Source organism: Ruegeria sp. HKCCE3926 (assembly GCF_017872515.1).
Taxonomy (GTDB): domain Bacteria; phylum Pseudomonadota; class Alphaproteobacteria; order Rhodobacterales; family Rhodobacteraceae; genus Ruegeria.
The window spans coordinates 15,578-31,679 of record NZ_JAEDOU010000008.1 but is presented as its reverse complement, the minus strand read 5'-3'; the positions used below and the strand labels follow the sequence as shown (position 1 = coordinate 31,679).

The following is a 16,102-nucleotide window of genomic DNA, read 5'->3' as shown; positions in this document are numbered from 1 at the left end:
CGAGATGTCTGACCTGATCCTTTCCCCGAATATCGACGATGCTGACGACTTCTATGCCGAGCTGCTGGCCGCGCATGAAGGGCTTGAAAAAGCCGACAGTGACGCGCTGAACGCCCGACTGGTTCTGGTGCTGGCCAATCACATCGGCGACAAGGCGGTGTTGTCTGACGCTATTCGCGCCGTCACCCTGGCCGACAAGTGACGGATTCGAATGTGAGCAAAACCGTCCTTTATGACTATTGGCGGTCCTCGGCCAGCTATCGGGTGCGGATCGCCCTGAATCTGGCCGGGATCGACTATCGCGCGGTTGTCGTCGACCTGGTGGGCGGCGAACACAAGGGCGATGCACATATTGCGCGAAATCCACAAGGGTTGGTTCCGGTGCTGGATATTGACGGGCAGCAGCTGACTCAGTCTCTGGCCATTCTCGACTATCTGGACAAGACACGTGAATTGAACCTTCTGCCCGACGATGCAGCAGGGCGCGCGCGCGTGCAGGCGCTGGCCTATGCGATTGCGGTGGACATTCACCCTGTTTGCAACCTTTCAGTTGCTCGCCATGCGACCACCCTCAGCAAAGATCCGACCGACATGCCCGGAGAGTGGATGCGGCACTTCATCCGGCCGGGGTTGCAGGCCTTCGAGACCATGTTGGGTGAGTTTGAACAAACCCCCTATTGCGTTGGTTCACAGCCCGGCCTCGCCGACATCTGCCTGATCCCGCAGATCTACAATGCACGCCGGTGGAAGGTCGACTTGTCGGACATGCCGCGTCTGCTGGGTGTCGAAAAGGCCTGTGCCGATCACCCCGCATTTGTCGCGGCGCATCCTGACAGGCACGCACCCCAATAAGCTTGCACAGGTCCTGTGTGCCGGTGTGCCTAGGCGTTCGTCGCAATCGGACTTAGCTTTGTTTCATCAAAGCAAAAGAGGTTCTGATGCCCGAGATCACCGGATACCACGCCCATGTCTATTTCGACGCCGATACGCAGCACACGGCGCAACAGGTCTGCGAAGAGGCCGCCCGTCTGTTCCCCGTCCGGATGGGGCGCATGCATAGCCGCAATGTTGGCCCCCACCCGCGCTGGAGCTGCCAGTTGAGCTTTGCCGCTGATGCCTTCGATCAGGTCACTCCGTGGTTGATGCTGAACCGGCGAGGTCTTACCGTTTTCACCCACCCGGAAACTGGCGACCATCTGGCCGATCACCGCGATCGCGCGATTTGGATGGGTGAAATGCTGGATCTGGACCTGTCGATCTTTGACACGCTTCAGCCCAGCGCCCGCGCCTGATCCCGCAGAACGAATTTCTGCACCTTGCCGGTTGAAGTCTTCGGCAGGGTGCCAAACACCACGGTCTTGGGCGCTTTGAAATGGGCCATGTTGTCCCGGCAAAAGGCAATCAGCTCTGCCTCGGTCGCGGTTGTACCAGGCTTCAGCTCGACAAAGGCACAGGGGGTTTCGCCCCATTTCTCGTCTGGCCGGGCCACAACCGCCGCTTCCATTACTGCCGGGTGTTTGTAGAGAATGCCCTCGACCTCGACGGAGGAGATGTTCTCGCCACCTGAAATGATGATGTCCTTGGACCGGTCTTTGAGCGCGATATAGCCATCCGGATGCATGACGCCCAAATCGCCGGATGCAAACCAGCCGCCCTTGAAGGCCCCATCGGTGGCATCAGGGTTCTTGAGATACCCTTTCATCACCACGTTGCCCTGCATAAAGATCTCGCCCATGGTTTCGCCATCCGCGGGCACGGGCTCCATCGTTTCGGGATCGGCCACCATCAGGCCAGACAGGGCCGTATACCGCACGCCCTGCCGTACTTTCAGGGCAGCACGGTCTTCGGGTCCCTTGTCGTTCCATTCATCCTTCCAGGCACAAACGACCGAGGGCCCGTAAGTCTCGGTCAGGCCATAAACGTGCGTGACTTCGACCCCCATCGCCTCCATCGCTTCGATCACGGCGGCCGGCGGCGGAGCACCAGCGGTCATCACCTTGATCTGATGGTCAAAGTCTTTCAGTTCATCCGGCGCGTGGGCCAGCATGTTCAAAACGATAGGAGCACCGCAGAAATGGGTGACCTTCTCGTCGCGGAATGCCGCATAGATCGGCTCGGCACGCACGGCGCGCAGACAGACGGACACGCCCGCATTGGCGGCCATGGCCCAGGGGAAGCACCAGCCGTTGCAGTGAAACATCGGCAAGGTCCACAGATAGATCGAATGCTTGGGCATGTCCCAGTCCAGCAAATCCGATTGTGCATTCAGGGTGGCGCCGCGGTGGTGATAAACCACGCCCTTGGGATTGCCCGTTGTGCCGGACGTATAGTTCAGGGTGATCGCGTCCCATTCGTCCTCGGGCAGTGACCAATCAAATTCCAGGTCGCCCCCTGATATCAGGGCGTCATAGGTCAGGCTGCCAAGCCTTTCACCGCCTTCAAAGCTGGGATCCTCGATGTCGATTACCAGAATATCATGATCAACCTGCTCCAGCGCCTCCTTCACGACGCCGGAAAACTCGGGGTCAACCAACAACGCCTTGGTTTCGGCGTGGTTCAGGATGAAAGCGACTATCGGAGCATCCAGACGCGTGTTGATGGCATTCAAAACGGCGCCCGCCATGGGCACACCAAAATGCGCTTCGTACATCTCGGGGATGTTTGCGGCAATAATTGATACGGTATCTCCCTTTCCGATACCCCGCGCATTCAGGGCCCCCGCCAGCCGGCGGCACCGGGCATAGGTTTCAGCCCAGGTATACCGCCGCTCACCATAAACGACCGACGGGTAATCGGGATAAACCTGCGCCGTGCGCTCAATGAAGGAGAGGGGCGACAAGGGTGTGTAATTCGCCCGGCATTTGTCCAAATGACGCTCATAGATATTGGTCGCTGCCAACTGCTGATCCTCCCTGCACTCGGTTTGCGCGACTTGAGCATAAACTTGGTGCTCTGACAAATCCGTAGTATTACGGTCCCCTTATTGACTGGCAATACGGGATGGTGCGATCTGGCCCTACTTAGATCCGGCCATTCGCGGTGATCTGAAGTATCTTAAACATATGCCGGGGCACGCCATCTCCGCACCCCGTGCACCGCACCTCACTGAAAGGACTTGTCATGGACGGCACGTTCAACGAAAACGATCTTTCCCGCGTGGTCGAAGCCGACCGCGCCCATATCTGGCACCATCTGATTCAGCATAAACCCTTTGAAACCAACGATCCCCGCATCATTGTCGAAGGCAAAGGCATGCGCGTCTGGGACCAGAAAGGCAAAGAGCATCTGGATGCGGTTTCCGGCGGCGTCTGGACTGTGAACGTCGGCTATGGCCGCGAATCGATTTGCAAGGCCGTTTACGACCAGCTGATGAAACTGTGCTATTTCGCCAATTCGGCCGGTTCGATCCCCGGCGCGATCTTTGCCGAGCAACTGATCGACAAGATGCCCGGCATGAGCCGCGTGTATTACACCAATTCGGGCTCTGAAGCGAACGAGAAGGCGTTCAAGATGGTGCGCCAGATCGCGCACAAGAAGTACGGCGGCAAGAAGACCAAGATTCTGTATCGCGACCGCGACTATCACGGTTCGACTCTGGCAACCATGTCGGCAGGCGGTCAGGACGAGCGCACCGCACAATACGGACCTTTTGCACCTGATTTCGTCCGCGTGCCGCACTGCATGGAATACCGCAAGCACGAGCTGGATGGTGCACCGGAAGAGAACTTCGGCGAATGGGCCGCAGATCAGATCGAACAGGTCATCCTGCGCGAAGGCCCCGACACCGTTGGCGCGCTGTGCCTTGAGCCGGTGACCGCAGGTGGCGGCGTGATCGAAGCGCCCGAAGGATACTGGCAGCGCGTGCAGGAGATCTGCAAGAAATACGACGTGCTGCTGCATATCGACGAGGTTGTCTGCGGCGTGGGCCGCACCGGCACATGGTTCGGTTATCAGCAATACGGCATCAAGCCGGATTTCGTGACCATGGCCAAGGGCGTCGCCTCGGGCTATGCCGCGATTGCCTGCATGGTCACCACCGAGGAGGTCTTTGACATGTTCAAGGATGATGCTTCGGACCCGATGAGCTATTTCCGCGACATCTCGACCTTTGGTGGCTGCACTGCCGGTCCGGCGGCTGCGATCGAAAACATGCGCATCATCGAGGATGAAAACCTGCTGGGCAATTGCGCGGCCATGGGTGACCGCATGATGGGCAACCTTCAGGCGCTGATGGAAAAGCACAAGGTTATTGGCGACGTGCGCGGCAAGGGCCTGTTCCTGGGTGCCGAGCTGGTCGCAGACCGTGGTTCAAAAGAGCCGGTGGACGAGAAACTGGCGCAGGCGGTTGTGGCCGACTGTATGAACCAGGGCGTGATCATCGGCGTCACCAACCGCTCGATCCCAAGCCGCAACAACACGCTGTGCTTCTCGCCCGCCCTGATCGCCACGGCGGATGACATCGACCAGATCACCGACGCGGTCGATGGCGCGCTGGGGCGTGTGTTCGGATAAGTTACCTTAACGGAACCTATGAAAACCGGCGCTAAAATGCGCCGGTTTTTTCGCTCGCATGGCATCTACGCGGACTTTCCTGCCATTCCTCTAATTTCTCAGACTTCTGAGAATTCGTTGATAGAACGCGCCGTTTGCATCTTCAGCGGTAGGTTCGTTGATTAATTCCCAATCCAAATCCAGTGGTCCAGCCGGAACTAGTTCCCGCGCGATCTCGGCTGGTGTGGTTTCATCGCTGGTTCCGTTCTCCCAATCGTGAAAAGCCGATGAGTATCGAACGACCGCCCCGCTGGTGGGCAAATCGAGCGAACCTCCCTCGGCAAAAAACGTCAACCCGTCACCCATTTCTTCCCCTATGAGCTTGAGCCTAGGTCCCAATCGATGTTTGAGGATGGCGACAAAAACTATCGCAGCCGAAAACGTGAATTTATCGACAAGCACAACAACCTGCCTGCTTGCGTTTTCAGAGATGGCGTCGATCAAGGGCATCGTTTTAAGAAAGTCGCCACCGGTGTTTCCACGAATATCAATCAAGAGCGTTTTTTCCGAGCAAACGCTTACTTGTTCTGCTGCACCTGAGATGGCTTTCGGCAGCGCACCTTCTCCTGAATCGAGAAAACTGGGCAACAGTATCGAAAGCCCAAGTCCCCGCCAGCCCTTAGTCTCCACAAGTCTCTCGGGTGTCCAAGCCGGATCGGCCCGGCCATGCTCGTTTCTCGGGTAGAGCGTTGATGCAGGAACCGTATGACTGTTTTCCACTTTGAATTCGGATATCTGACCGTTCTCGTCTTGCACGCGATACTCGGTCGTTTCGTCTTTTGAGGAAAAACCGAGACTAGCCAAAGCATGGGGCCACACGAGTATAATCGATCCGATTACCCGTTTCCTTTGGCGCGTTCCTGCCAGAAATGTTCCTGAGGCGGCTTCGATTTGGCTTAACGGTGTACCGTTGACTGCAACCAGCTTTCCTCTGGGCGCAGTTGTTTCTGGTGCCGTACCAACTAACTGGATGGCAGTTCCGATGCTCACGAATCTCAGCGGGAGCACCGAGATGGCATCATTCGGAATCAGCCGTGTGTGCCCGTTGTCGGGAAGTGCCAGTAGGCGCATTGTTGAAAACAGAAAGGCCTCTTTTAAACCTTCTGAAGCGTATCTTCGGGCATCACTAATGCAACTGTCTATCGCCGTCTGTTCGATCCGCCGAAAGCTGGGATCACGTGGCAAGGCAGTTTCTAAAACTTGCTCAAAGTCTTGTACCAGCGTCATAGTTTAAGGTGCGCACGACTGCCGGACGATGTCCAGAGTGTGCTTAACACCGACGTCCAATCCATGGAAAACAAAAAAGCCGCCCCAAATGGGACGGCCTTTCTTTCACTGTCTCTCGAAAGAGGATCAGGCAGCCAGAGCGGCCTGAGCTTTGGCGACGATCGCGCCGAACGCTTCCGGTTCGTGCACGGCCAGGTCGGCCAGAACTTTGCGGTCCACCTCGATACCGGCCAGGTTCAGGCCGTTGATGAAGCGGGAATATGTCAGTGCCTCGTCATGCGAACGCACAGCAGCGTTGATACGCTGGATCCACAGGGCGCGGAAGTTGCGCTTGCGGTTCTTGCGGTCGCGGGTTGCATACTGGTTGGCCTTGTCGACGGCCTGACGGGCAACCTTGAAGGTGCTTTTACGGCGGCCATAGTAACCTTTGGCGGCCTTGATGACCTTCTTGTGACGGGCGTGAGTTACGGTTCCACCTTTAACGCGGGACATCTCTTAATCTCCTCTTAGCGGTCGTAGGGCATGTAGCCCTTGACGATCTTGGCGTCGGGGGCGGACAGGGTGGTGTTGCCACGGGCGTCGCGGATGAATTTCTTGGTCCGCTTGATCATGCCGTGCCGTTTGCCGGCCTGGCCAGCAAGGACCTTACCGGTCGCAGTCACCTTGAAGCGCTTTTTGGCGCTCGACTTGGTCTTCATCTTAGGCATTTCCGTCTCCTTTTTCGGGTTCGGTTCCAGACGCGACTCGGCATGCCATCTCGGCCGGTCACGCGATCAGAAGCGCCGTTTACGCAAGTTCGGTCATACTGGCAAGGGGGTTTGGATCAGATTCTGCGCTTTTTGCCGGCTGATCGGGCACTGGGGCGACAAAGGCCGCCCCAGTGATTGGGTTCAGTGTTCGAATTTCCGGATTTCACCGGTTTTCAGGCGCTCGGAATACGAAGCCAGCTCCTGACGCACCACTTTCATCAGGAAGTAGAGCGCAAAGACGTTGACCACCGCCATCGCAAAGATCGCCGCATCCGAGAAGTCGATGACCGGGCCAAGGTTGGCTGCGGCACCGATGACGACGAAGATGCAGAAGATGATCTTGAACACCAGCTCTTTGGTGTGACCCTCACCAAACAGGTAGGTCCAGGCCTTGAGGCCATAGTAGGACCAGCTGATCATGGTCGAGAAGGCAAACAGGATCACCGCAACCGCCAGGATATACGGGAAGAAACCGAACGCGCTGCCGAAGGCGGCAGAAGTCAGGCTGACACCCGAGTTGCCGTCAACAGTGGCAATCGCCGTGCCGGCCTCATTCAGCATGTAGTTTCCGGTTTCCGGATCGATGATCAATTGCTGGGTGATGATGATGACCAGAGCGGTCATTGTGCAGATCACCACTGTGTCGATGAACGGTTCCAGCAAGGAAACGAAGCCTTCCGTGATCGGTTCCTTGGTCCGAACAGCCGAGTGCGCAATCGCTGCCGAGCCAACACCCGCTTCGTTCGAAAACGCCGCACGTTTGAAGCCCTGGATCAACGCCCCGACCATGCCGCCTGCAACACCCAGACCGGTGAAGGCGCCGGCGAAGATCTGACCAAAGGCCCAGCCGATCATATCCGCATTCATCAAGATGATGACCAGAGCGGTCAGAACGTAGAGAACGCCCATGAACGGCACCACCTTCTCGGTCACCCGTGCGATAGACTTCAAGCCGCCGACGATGACCATGAAAACAACCGCTGCGAAGACCAGCCCGGTAATCCAGCCCGGATAGTCACCCACGATTCCCGCGATCTGCTGATGCGCCTGATTGGCCTGGAACATGTTGCCCCCACCCAGCGCGCCAAGGATACAGAAGATCGAGAACAAAACCGCAAGGATCTTGCCACCCGGCAAGCCCAGTTCGTTGAACCCTTTGGACATATAGTACATCGGGCCACCCGAAACGGTGCCATCTTCGTACTCGTTGCGGTATTTCACGCCCAGCGTACATTCGGTGAATTTCGACGCCATCCCCAGAAGACCGGCCAGGATCATCCAGAAGGTTGCGCCCGGTCCGCCGATGCCGACGGCGACGGCAACACCCGCGATATTCCCCAGACCGACTGTTCCGGACAGCGCTGTGGCCAGAGCCTGAAAATGGCTGACCTCGCCTGCATCATTGGGGTCGGAATAGTCACCTTTGACAAGACTGATTGCGTGGCCAAAAAACCGCATCTGCACAAAAGCAAAATACAGCGTGAAGACCGTCGCAGCGATCACCAGCCACATCACGATCCATGGGAAGCTGGTCCCGGGGAATGGCGCGAAGATGAAGCTGACGAATGGACCGGTCAGATCAGCGAATGTCTGATTGATTTTTTCATCAAGCCCCGGAGCATCTTGCGCAAAGGCAGGGCTGGCGACAATGGCGGCTGCCATCGAGGCGCCGAGTTGTTTGAGCATTCTCATTTTGTCCCTCCCTTCAGTTCACAACCGTGACCGGAACATCGGCATGCATCACAAGGTTCTGGGTCGAGCTGCCGAAGATACGTTTCTTGATCCCGTCCGCCGAAGACCGGCCGACAACGATCTGCGAGCCGCCCATTTCCATTGTAATGGCGTTCAAGGTCTCGGCCACGTCGCCGTGGCGAACGACACCGTGCGCTTCAAAACCAGCCTCTCTGAGGGCCTCAACGGCAGGTGTCACGATACGTGACGTCGCCAGATCAACCTCTTCTTCCCGTCGCTTGTGACGCTGTGCGTTTTCTTCCGGTGTCTGAAAGGTGTAAGGGGACCATTCGATCACATAAGCGACCACCAGTTCACACGACCCGATCAACTTTGCCAAATCCTTGGCAAAGGCAATCACGCGCTCACCGGTCTCTGTCCCGTCGAGTCCTATGACAATCTTTGTTGTCATGTCGTTCCTCCATTATTTTTCATTTGGCCGAGGCCCGTGCCCCCGGCAGGGCAGCCGGAACTTGGAACTTTCAATAAGACCACCCTTTGGTAAGTATCAGGAATTTTCACTAGGAATTGGGGATTTTTTTGGTCTATACTCAGTGGAAATTGTCGTTTTGCACTAAAATAACAGGAAATTTTACTGATTAGTAGAGAATTGGACAATATCGATCAACGCATCCTGCACGAGCTTGAGGCCAATGGCCGGCTCTCAATAGTTGAGCTTGCGGCGCGCGTAAACCTTACGAATACGCCCTGTTCCGAACGTGTGAAACGGCTGGAAAAGAACGGCTATATCAAGGGCTATAGCGCCATCGTCGACAAAGAGAGAATGGGCCTGGCCCTTCTGACCGTCGTACAGGTGTCGCTGACCGCAACGGCCGAGCAATCCCTGGAAAAATTCAACGAGGCCGTACGCGATGTGCCGGAAATCGAAAGCTGCCTGATGGTGGCAGGGTCGTTCGATTATCTTTTGACTGTCCGCACCCGCGATATCGCGCATTTCCGGATGATACTGGGCGAGAAAATCAACAAGCTGCCCGGGATTCACCAAACCAGCTCATTCACGGTCATGGAGGCCGTGAAAGAGCCGGTTGGTCAACGGGTGTCCGGGCTTTGATACCCGTTCTGGTTATTCGGGATCCGTGCTGTAGATCAGTCGCTCGTCACAAGGTGCCACGCGCAGAATGTTGGTGGTTCCCGGTACGTTGAACGGCACCCCGGCGGTGACAACGATCTGGTCAGTTTCAGTTGCAAAGCCCCCTGCCCTTGCGGCGCGCGCTGCGTTTACAACCGCGCTTTTGAACCGTTCGAGTTCGGGCGTCATGACGCAGTTGCAACCCCAGCTCAGGCAGAGTCTGCGCGCCGTTCCCATCAGCGACGTCATCGCGATAATCGGAACACCGGGACGTTCGCGCGCGGTCAATGCGGCTGTCGTGCCACTTTGCGTAAAGCAGCAGATCGCCTTGATATCGGTTTTCTCGGCTATTTCACGCGCGGCGGCAACGATCCCGTCCGCAACGGTGGTTCCCTTGGCGGTACGCGAGGCTGCGATGATCTGCGTATACGTCGGGTCGGCTTCGACTTCGATGGCAACCTTGTTCATCGTCTGCACCGCTTCGATCGGATAGGCACCGGCAGCCGATTCCGCGCTGAGCATGATGGCATCAGTGCCTTCGTAGATCGCCGTCGCAACGTCCGACACTTCGGCACGGGTCGGCATCGGGCTTTCGATCATGCTTTCCAGCATCTGTGTGGCGACGATGACGGGCTTGGCTGCCCCACGGCATTTACGGACCAGTCGTTTCTGGATCGGAGGCACGGCAGACACGGGCAGTTCCACACCCAGGTCGCCGCGTGCCACCATGATCCCGTCCGACGCATCAAGGATGTCGTCAAACGCCTCAACTGCCGCAGGCTTTTCAATCTTGGACAGGATCGCTGCGCGACCATCCGCAAGCGCGCGAGCCTCGAAAACGTCCTTGGCGCGCTGCACGAAGCTCAGCGCCAACCAGTCCACACCCAGTTGGCAGACAAACTCCAGATCCTCTCGGTCCTTGGCCGACAAAGCCGCCAGCGGCAGCACCACATCAGGAACGTTGACACCCTTGCGGTTCGAGATCGTGCCACCCACCTCGACCGTGCAATTTGCAAAATCCTGCCCACAGTCCTGAACGATCAGTCGGATCTTGCCGTCATTCACCAGCAGGCGCGCGCCCGGCTCAAGCGCCGCAAAAATCTCGGGATGCGGCAGGCAGACACGTTTGGTGTCGCCCGCAGCAGGGTCGAGGTCGAGCCGAAAGGACGCACCTTCTTCCAGCTCCTCTGCCTCATTGGCAAAGACACCAACGCGCAGCTTGGGCCCCTGAAGGTCGGCCAGAATGGCAATCGGGCTGTCCAGATCCTTTTCCACCTGCCGAATGATCTTGTGCCGTTCGCGGATCTCATCATGGCTGCCATGGCTCATGTTCAGACGAAAGACATCCGCGCCAGCCTCGTGCAGGGCACGAATTGTGTCATAGTCATTTGACGCTGGCCCCAGCGTCGCCACGATTTTCACATTTCTCAGGCGTCGCATTGGCATAGACCTCCTTACGTCATCTCAAGTTTGCAGATCAGATTTCGCGAAATGTTACCGCAAACATCATTTCGATGCTTATTGCGCAATTCCCTTTCCAAAGCAACTGCCCTACATCTGCGGCAAACAAGATGACAGGCTCATGACATACACTCCATTTTTCGTCCACGGTGCGGATCGCCCGTCTCGCTGGCTGATTACATGCGACCATGCAACCAACACTGTTCCCCCAGACGTAAATGGTGGCGACCTCGGCCTGCCGCGCGAGGATATGGAACGCCACATCGCCTATGATGTGGGCGCGTATGAGGTGTCTAAACACTTGGGCGAGATCCTGAACGCACCGGTGATTGCCGCCAACTTCTCGCGGTTGGTCATCGACCCTAACCGGGGTGAAGACGATCCCACGCTGTTGATGAAGCTCTATGACGGGTCAATCATCCCCGGAAATCGCCATGCAGATGATGACGAACGCGAGCGTCGCCTGAATATGTGCTACCGCCCTTACCACGAGGCACTGGCACAAATGGCGGCCCTGCCCCATGCTGTGATTGTTTCGATGCATTCCTTTACGCGCCAGCTGCGCGGTCGTGAGCCCCGCCCATGGCACATTGGCGTGCTGCACACCTCGGACGAGCGGTTCTCTGGCCCGCTGATCGAAAGGCTTCAGGCCGAGGAAGATCTGTGCGTTGGCGTCAACGAGCCGTATACCGGAGTTCTGCCGGGGGATGCGATCGACAAACACTGTACCGCGTTCGGACGCCCCAACGCACTGATCGAGCTGCGCAACGACTTGATCGCAGACCATACGGGTCAAAGGGAATGGGCCGAGCGGTTGGCGGTAATCCTGCAGGACGCATTGGAAGCCGGCGACCTTTGACCGCAAGTCCTGCGCATGCTTTTCCGCGCATCACGCTGTTGTGAGCACGGCCTTCATTTCCCATATCAACGGGGAAAGGGGGTCATCATGACACAAGAGTTTTTGACGATGTTTTTTGGTTGGATGGCCGTGCTCAATATCGCGGTGCTTCTGTTTACCACCCTGATGGTTCTGCTTTTGCAGGATTGGATTGCCGGCATTCACGGCAGGATGTTTCGGATGGAACGCCCGGATGTGAAACGCGCCTATTTCAGGTATCTTGCGAACTACAAAATCCTGACGCTGGTTTTCTGCATCGTGCCGTGGCTGGCTTTGAAACTGATGTGAAAAGGCGCTTCGGCACGTCCGTTTCTTGTAACGGGTCCACTGGATTGTTAGGTCAGCAGCAACTCAATCGCCATCCGGAGCCAGATCATGGACAAGCAAACCGAAATTGAACTTCAGGCTGCCGCATTTCGCCGGTTGCGAAAGCACCTGATGGAAGACCGCACGGACGTTCAGAACATCGACATGATGAACCTCGCCGGGTTTTGTCGCAACTGCCTGTCGCGCTGGTATCAGGAAGCGGCAAACGAAAAGGGAATCGAACTGGGCAAGGATGAAGCCCGCAAGATTTTCTACGGCATGACGATGGATGAATGGAAATCGAAATATCAAACCGAGGCCAGCCCCGAGAAACAGGCCGCCTTCAAGGTTGCGTTCGAAGAAAACGTCGGCACGAAAGACTGACAGCTCAGAGCTCATGCTCTGAAACCTGATTTGCCGGCCTTTTGTGATTAGAGTATTCCGCGACGAATCCCTGGTTGGAGCGGGATCGGAAGCGATGAAAGCAGCGAGATTTACGGACGCACAGAAGGCGTTTGTTTTGAAGCAGGTCGAAGAAGGCAAGACGGTTGCCGAAGTGTGCTGAGAAGCTGGGATCAGCTCGGCAATCTACTTCAAATGGAAGAAGAAGTATGCGGGGATGTTGCCATCCGACATGCGGCGGTTGCGAAAGCTTGAAGACGAGAACGGCCGTCTGAAACGCATCGTGGCCGAACTGACGCTGGATCGGGAGATGTTGTAGGACGTCATCAAGCGAAAGCTCTGAGGCCTGATCGGAAGCGTGAGCTTATCGACGGTGTTCGGGAAGACTGGCGAGTGTCTGTCAAACGCACCTGCAAGGTGTTGCGGTTCGACAGATCGACCTGCCAGTATGTTTCCCGGCGCACCGATCCGGCCGTCCTGAATCGGCGTATCAAGGAGATCTGCGAGACCCGTGTTCGCTATGGATACAGGCGTGTGCACTATCTGTTGCGCCCGGAGGGTTGGCCAGCCAACGTCAAGAAAGTCCACAGGATTTACCACGCAATGAGGCTGCAATTACGGAACAAATCACCAAAACGGCGGGTGAAAGCCAAGCTGAAAGAGGATCGTTCGGATGCCGTGAGGCCCAATGATGTGTGGGTCATGCCTTGCCCGATAGGCGATTGCGCAAGTGCAATCTGCCGAAAGGGACTTCGTTCATGATCAGCTTGCGACTGGCCGCAAGCTACGTATTCTGACCGTGGTCGATACGTTCTCGCGCGTCTCACCCGTCATTGCCCCAAGGTTCAGCCAAAAGGGCGAAAACGTTGTTGTCACGCTGGATCGAGTGTGTCGGCAGATCGGATTCCCAGCGACGAGACGGGTGGACAACGGCAGCGATTTCATCTCTCGGGACTTTTGGATCTATGGGCCTACCACAACGGCGTTACGCTCGACTTCTCCCGCCCTGGCAAACCGACCGACAATGCTTTCATCGAAGCGTTCAACTCAAAGTTCAGGGCAGAATGCCTGAACACGCATTGGTTCCTGTCGCTGGCAGATGCTTGCGAAAAGATGGAGGAATGGCGTAGATACGACAACGAAGAAAGACCGCACAGCACCATCGGGAACATCCCACCGGCAATGCTGGCAAACCCACATGGCGATACCAGCCCGCCATACTGAGACAAGGTGGAAGACACTATGCCCAAGTGGCAGAAGGTTGGGTATCAGAGCAACTTACAGAACGAGCGATGAGTTGCACGAACTTCTGAGTTGAACGAACTGCTGAATCGGGTTGTTGTTTCATACGACCATGGAGCCAAGAACCGCATCCTGGACATGCAGGGCGCTTTGATCACTATGCCCAAAAAAGCAAAACCCGCTGATGAGGCGGGCCTTGATTCCGACGACTGTTCGCTAAAGTTGGTTGCGGGAGCAGGATTTGGCCTTTGCCGAACTACTTCGCTCCTAAGCAGAAATGCCTAGACCAAATCTAATTTCGACAGTCCTGCCTGACCTGCCCCCGAGGCTCCCTCATTCATAACGAGAGTCTGCGGTTCTGGTTTTCATATTCTTCGTCGTTGATTTGGGCAAGCGCGCCGGGCGCGGAGCCCTCAAGTTGCTCAAGCGTCCGGCGCGCTTCTGCGGGCGTTTTGTTCCCCAACGATGAGTGCGGTCTGACGTTGTTGTAATCGTATCGCCACAGCGCCAGCTTTCGTCGGGCATCGCCCAGACTGTCGAACATCTCCTCGTTCAAGAGCTCATCACGCAGGCTACCGTTGAACGACTCGATGAAGGCATTCTGCTGGGGCTTACCTGGGTCGATGTAGTGCCATTCAGCACCATTGTCGTTCGCCCACTTCAGGATCGCGCGGCTGGTGAACTCTGTCCCGTTATCGCTGACAATGCTGTCAGGCTTGCCATAGACCCGCACAAGCGCATCCAGCTCCCGCGCCACGCGGGCGCCCAGCGCCGTCTCCTGACGCGACGGGCTGGGTAGTGCCGCCCGCGCACCGTGTATAAGCAGCGTGCGCAGGTATCGGTTCCCTCGTTTGGTGATACCCAGCAACTTCGGCTTGCCGCCGGTCGTCATCTGCCGCGGCACCAGACCGAGCCAGGCCGGCATGTCGCGCGCCCGACGGAATGCCTCACCGTCCCCGACCGCAGCAACCAGGGCTGTCGCGCCAAGCACACCGATCCCGGGGATCAACGTCAGTCGGCGCGCCGCCGCGTCGCACCGTGCATGGTCGGCCAGATCGTCATTCAATGCATCGATCCGCCCATCAAGCGACCGCCACTCGGCGCGCATGTCTTCGATCAGCGTCACGATACGGGGCGACAGTTCCGACGGCGGTTCGGCATGAAACGGGCCAAGCTCTCGCTCGAGAACCTTGCGCCCCTGCCGGAACGCATGGCCGCGTTCAAGCAGGATCGCGCGAAGCTGGTTCAAGAGCGCCTTGCGCGCGGTCACCAGACGGGAGCGGACCCGGTGCAAGGTCTGCAGGTCGAGCCGATCCTGGCTTTTCATCTCGACGAAACGCATCGTTGGTCGCGTCGCCGCTTTGGCGATCCCGGCCGCATCGTTGTCATCGTTCTTCTGCGCGCGGACATAAGGGCGGTCGTATTCCGGCGACATCAGTCGCACTTCATGCCCGTTCGCGGCGAACTGGCGACCGACATGATGCGCCCTGCAGCACGCCTCCATGGCAACGGTGCAAGCCGGAAGTTTGTTTGCAAGATCGGCAAGCGTCGCCCGCCTGACGCGTCGGCGCAGAACGATCTGCCCAGTCTCATCCAGTCCAACCACGCTGTTCAGGTTCTTGCCCAGGTCGATTCCAAGGGTCACAATAGTCATCGGTTCGCTCCTTCCTCTCTGAAACAACGGCACCATAGCCTGGTACCGGCGGGAGGGGCGGGCCATTCCGCAAAAGACCCGCGCCGGTGTTTAAGTCGCTCTCGCGGCGGATTAGGAACGAAAATTCATGCGCTTACCAATCAAGACGGACTGCTAATCCGATATGAATTGACACCCGCCCAAGCCCATGACGCGCCGCCGTGCAAGACGCTCTTGGACAACCTGCAACCAGGCCAACATGTGTTGGCGGACAAGGCATATGATGCAGACTAGATCAGGGACATGATCTGGGAACAGGGGGCAATCGACGTGATCCCTCCGAAGGTCAACCGCAAACTACCCGCCGAATTTGACCCTGAAATCTACCGAGAGCGCAACAAGATCGAGCGCTTCTTTGGCAGACTGAAATCCTCGTTCCGCCGCATCGCAACCCAATACGAGAAGACATCACGAAACGTCCTGTCGATGATCAAACTGGCCTCGGTCAGGCTGTGGATCGAGTTTTATGAGTCGGCTGCCTAGTCCCGCAATCGTGCGCAGTACGAAAGTGCTTGATGCCCGATCAACTCCAAATAGGCCTTTGAAACAGTTCGATCCGGGATCCTTCCATTGCTCTCTTTCTCCCGGTCGATTTCCTCTTTCGCCTCCACATAAGCCGCGTGCTCGTTTCTTATGACTACCTCTTGCTCCCGGACGTCCTGAGTAACATCGCTGGGTTCTGGCACAACCATGTGCAAGACTTCCTCGGTCGAGCCGTGAAACTTTATTTCTTGAACCTCGTCGGGAACACT

General features: G+C 57.1%; 17 protein-coding genes and 1 pseudogene. 10 read left to right on the top strand and 8 right to left on the bottom strand.

Going from position 1 to position 16,102, the window contains the following annotated elements; translation table 11 throughout:
* The first annotated feature begins 4 nt into the window (after positions 1-4).
* The 3 genes from I9184_RS17145 to I9184_RS17135 all read left to right on the top strand — a co-directional run bounded on the left by I9184_RS17145 (position 5) and on the right by I9184_RS17135 (position 1,292).
* Positions 5-202 (top strand): DUF2783 domain-containing protein, encoded by a 198-nt coding sequence (locus tag I9184_RS17145; protein ID WP_209835262.1) that lies wholly within the window; start codon positions 5-7, stop codon positions 200-202.
* 11 nt (positions 203-213) lie between these two features.
* Positions 214-852 carry a maleylacetoacetate isomerase gene (gene maiA, locus I9184_RS17140; protein WP_209835261.1) on the top strand — a complete coding sequence of 213 codons (639 nt, stop codon included), beginning with the start codon at positions 214-216 and terminating at the stop codon, positions 850-852.
* A gap of 86 nt (positions 853-938) precedes the next feature.
* Positions 939-1,292, top strand: coding sequence for a DOPA 4,5-dioxygenase family protein (locus I9184_RS17135; RefSeq protein ID WP_152457005.1), 354 nt, complete (start codon positions 939-941; stop codon positions 1,290-1,292).
* Here the strand turns inward: I9184_RS17135 and I9184_RS17130 are convergent.
* Positions 1,271-2,899 (bottom strand): acyl-CoA synthetase, encoded by a 1,629-nt coding sequence (locus tag I9184_RS17130; protein WP_171637663.1) that lies wholly within the window; start codon positions 2,897-2,899, stop codon positions 1,271-1,273. The two genes, I9184_RS17135 and I9184_RS17130, sit on opposite strands and share 22 nt — an antisense overlap.
* A gap of 221 nt (positions 2,900-3,120) precedes the next feature.
* Here I9184_RS17130 and I9184_RS17125 point away from each other — a divergent pair, with 221 nt between their 5' ends.
* The gene (locus I9184_RS17125; protein WP_171229222.1) at positions 3,121-4,512 is read left to right on the top strand and encodes an aminotransferase class III-fold pyridoxal phosphate-dependent enzyme; all 1,392 of its coding nucleotides are present in this window, start codon (positions 3,121-3,123) and stop codon (positions 4,510-4,512) included.
* A gap of 90 nt (positions 4,513-4,602) precedes the next feature.
* Here I9184_RS17125 and I9184_RS17120 read toward each other — a convergent pair whose 3' ends face one another.
* The 5 genes from I9184_RS17120 to I9184_RS17100 all read right to left on the bottom strand — a co-directional run bounded on the left by I9184_RS17120 (position 4,603) and on the right by I9184_RS17100 (position 8,670).
* Positions 4,603-5,778, bottom strand: coding sequence for a peptidase S41 (locus tag I9184_RS17120; protein ID WP_209835260.1), 1,176 nt, complete (start codon positions 5,776-5,778; stop codon positions 4,603-4,605).
* A gap of 126 nt (positions 5,779-5,904) precedes the next feature.
* Positions 5,905-6,270, bottom strand: a complete 366-nt coding sequence (gene rplT / locus I9184_RS17115) for a 50S ribosomal protein L20 (RefSeq protein WP_008756009.1) — start codon at positions 6,268-6,270, stop codon at positions 5,905-5,907.
* A gap of 14 nt (positions 6,271-6,284) precedes the next feature.
* Positions 6,285-6,485 (bottom strand): 50S ribosomal protein L35, encoded by a 201-nt coding sequence (rpmI, locus tag I9184_RS17110; protein ID WP_010443552.1) that lies wholly within the window; start codon positions 6,483-6,485, stop codon positions 6,285-6,287.
* 183 nt (positions 6,486-6,668) lie between these two features.
* Entirely contained in the window at positions 6,669-8,219 is a 1,551-nt protein-coding gene (locus tag I9184_RS17105; RefSeq protein WP_171724813.1) for an alanine/glycine:cation symporter family protein, read from the bottom strand.
* Positions 8,220-8,232: 13 nt separating this feature from the next.
* Positions 8,233-8,670: a universal stress protein gene (locus tag I9184_RS17100; protein WP_171724812.1), complete on the bottom strand. Its 438-nt coding sequence runs from the start codon at positions 8,668-8,670 to the stop codon at positions 8,233-8,235.
* 198 nt (positions 8,671-8,868) lie between these two features.
* On the opposite strand from I9184_RS17100, the gene I9184_RS17095 reads away from it, so the two are divergent.
* Positions 8,869-9,330, top strand: coding sequence for an Lrp/AsnC ligand binding domain-containing protein (locus I9184_RS17095; RefSeq protein ID WP_245218193.1), 462 nt, complete (start codon positions 8,869-8,871; stop codon positions 9,328-9,330).
* Between the two features lie 12 nt (positions 9,331-9,342).
* On the opposite strand, the gene pyk is transcribed toward I9184_RS17095, so the two are convergent.
* Positions 9,343-10,788, bottom strand: a complete 1,446-nt coding sequence (pyk, locus tag I9184_RS17090) for a pyruvate kinase (protein WP_171637669.1) — start codon at positions 10,786-10,788, stop codon at positions 9,343-9,345.
* A gap of 142 nt (positions 10,789-10,930) precedes the next feature.
* On the opposite strand from pyk, the gene I9184_RS17085 reads away from it, so the two are divergent.
* From I9184_RS17085 to I9184_RS17070, 4 genes and pseudogenes are all read left to right on the top strand, one after another.
* Complete coding sequence (locus I9184_RS17085; protein ID WP_209835259.1) at positions 10,931-11,668, top strand: N-formylglutamate amidohydrolase; 738 nt, start codon at positions 10,931-10,933, stop codon at positions 11,666-11,668.
* A gap of 87 nt (positions 11,669-11,755) precedes the next feature.
* Positions 11,756-11,995 carry a DUF6868 family protein gene (locus I9184_RS17080; RefSeq protein WP_171637671.1) on the top strand — a complete coding sequence of 80 codons (240 nt, stop codon included), beginning with the start codon at positions 11,756-11,758 and terminating at the stop codon, positions 11,993-11,995.
* A gap of 87 nt (positions 11,996-12,082) precedes the next feature.
* Positions 12,083-12,397: a DUF1244 domain-containing protein gene (locus I9184_RS17075; RefSeq protein WP_209835258.1), complete on the top strand. Its 315-nt coding sequence runs from the start codon at positions 12,083-12,085 to the stop codon at positions 12,395-12,397.
* Positions 12,398-12,491: 94 nt separating this feature from the next.
* A pseudogene (locus I9184_RS17070) lies at positions 12,492-13,639 on the top strand (IS3 family transposase).
* A 355-nt stretch (positions 13,640-13,994) separates the two neighbouring features.
* On the opposite strand, the gene I9184_RS17060 reads toward I9184_RS17070, so the two are convergent.
* Positions 13,995-15,311 (bottom strand): IS110 family transposase, encoded by a 1,317-nt coding sequence (locus I9184_RS17060; RefSeq protein WP_245218192.1) that lies wholly within the window; start codon positions 15,309-15,311, stop codon positions 13,995-13,997.
* Positions 15,312-15,593: 282 nt separating this feature from the next.
* Here I9184_RS17060 and I9184_RS17055 point away from each other — a divergent pair, with 282 nt between their 5' ends.
* On the top strand, positions 15,594-15,833 hold the full coding sequence (locus I9184_RS17055; protein WP_209835257.1) for a transposase: 240 nt from the start codon (positions 15,594-15,596) through the stop codon (positions 15,831-15,833).
* Positions 15,834-16,102 lie beyond the last annotated feature (269 nt).

Bases quoted from the DNA above. Each gene is read 5' to 3' on its own strand.
- I9184_RS17145 (WP_209835262.1), top strand. From the start codon at position 5: ATGTCTGACCTGATCCTTTCCCCGAATATCGACGATGCTGACGACTTC.
- I9184_RS17135 (WP_152457005.1), top strand. From the start codon at position 939: ATGCCCGAGATCACCGGATACCACGCCCATGTCTATTTCGACGCCGAT.
- I9184_RS17125 (WP_171229222.1), top strand. From the start codon at position 3,121: ATGGACGGCACGTTCAACGAAAACGATCTTTCCCGCGTGGTCGAAGCC.
- I9184_RS17120 (WP_209835260.1), bottom strand. From the start codon at position 5,778: ATGACGCTGGTACAAGACTTTGAGCAAGTTTTAGAAACTGCCTTGCCA.
- rplT (WP_008756009.1), bottom strand. From the start codon at position 6,270: ATGTCCCGCGTTAAAGGTGGAACCGTAACTCACGCCCGTCACAAGAAG.
- rpmI (WP_010443552.1), bottom strand. From the start codon at position 6,485: ATGCCTAAGATGAAGACCAAGTCGAGCGCCAAAAAGCGCTTCAAGGTG.
- I9184_RS17105 (WP_171724813.1), bottom strand. From the start codon at position 8,219: ATGAGAATGCTCAAACAACTCGGCGCCTCGATGGCAGCCGCCATTGTC.
- I9184_RS17100 (WP_171724812.1), bottom strand. From the start codon at position 8,670: ATGACAACAAAGATTGTCATAGGACTCGACGGGACAGAGACCGGTGAG.
- pyk (WP_171637669.1), bottom strand. From the start codon at position 10,788: ATGCGACGCCTGAGAAATGTGAAAATCGTGGCGACGCTGGGGCCAGCG.
- I9184_RS17085 (WP_209835259.1), top strand. From the start codon at position 10,931: ATGACATACACTCCATTTTTCGTCCACGGTGCGGATCGCCCGTCTCGC.
- I9184_RS17080 (WP_171637671.1), top strand. From the start codon at position 11,756: ATGACACAAGAGTTTTTGACGATGTTTTTTGGTTGGATGGCCGTGCTC.
- I9184_RS17075 (WP_209835258.1), top strand. From the start codon at position 12,083: ATGGACAAGCAAACCGAAATTGAACTTCAGGCTGCCGCATTTCGCCGG.
- I9184_RS17060 (WP_245218192.1), bottom strand. From the start codon at position 15,311: ATGACTATTGTGACCCTTGGAATCGACCTGGGCAAGAACCTGAACAGC.
- I9184_RS17055 (WP_209835257.1), top strand. From the start codon at position 15,594: ATGATCTGGGAACAGGGGGCAATCGACGTGATCCCTCCGAAGGTCAAC.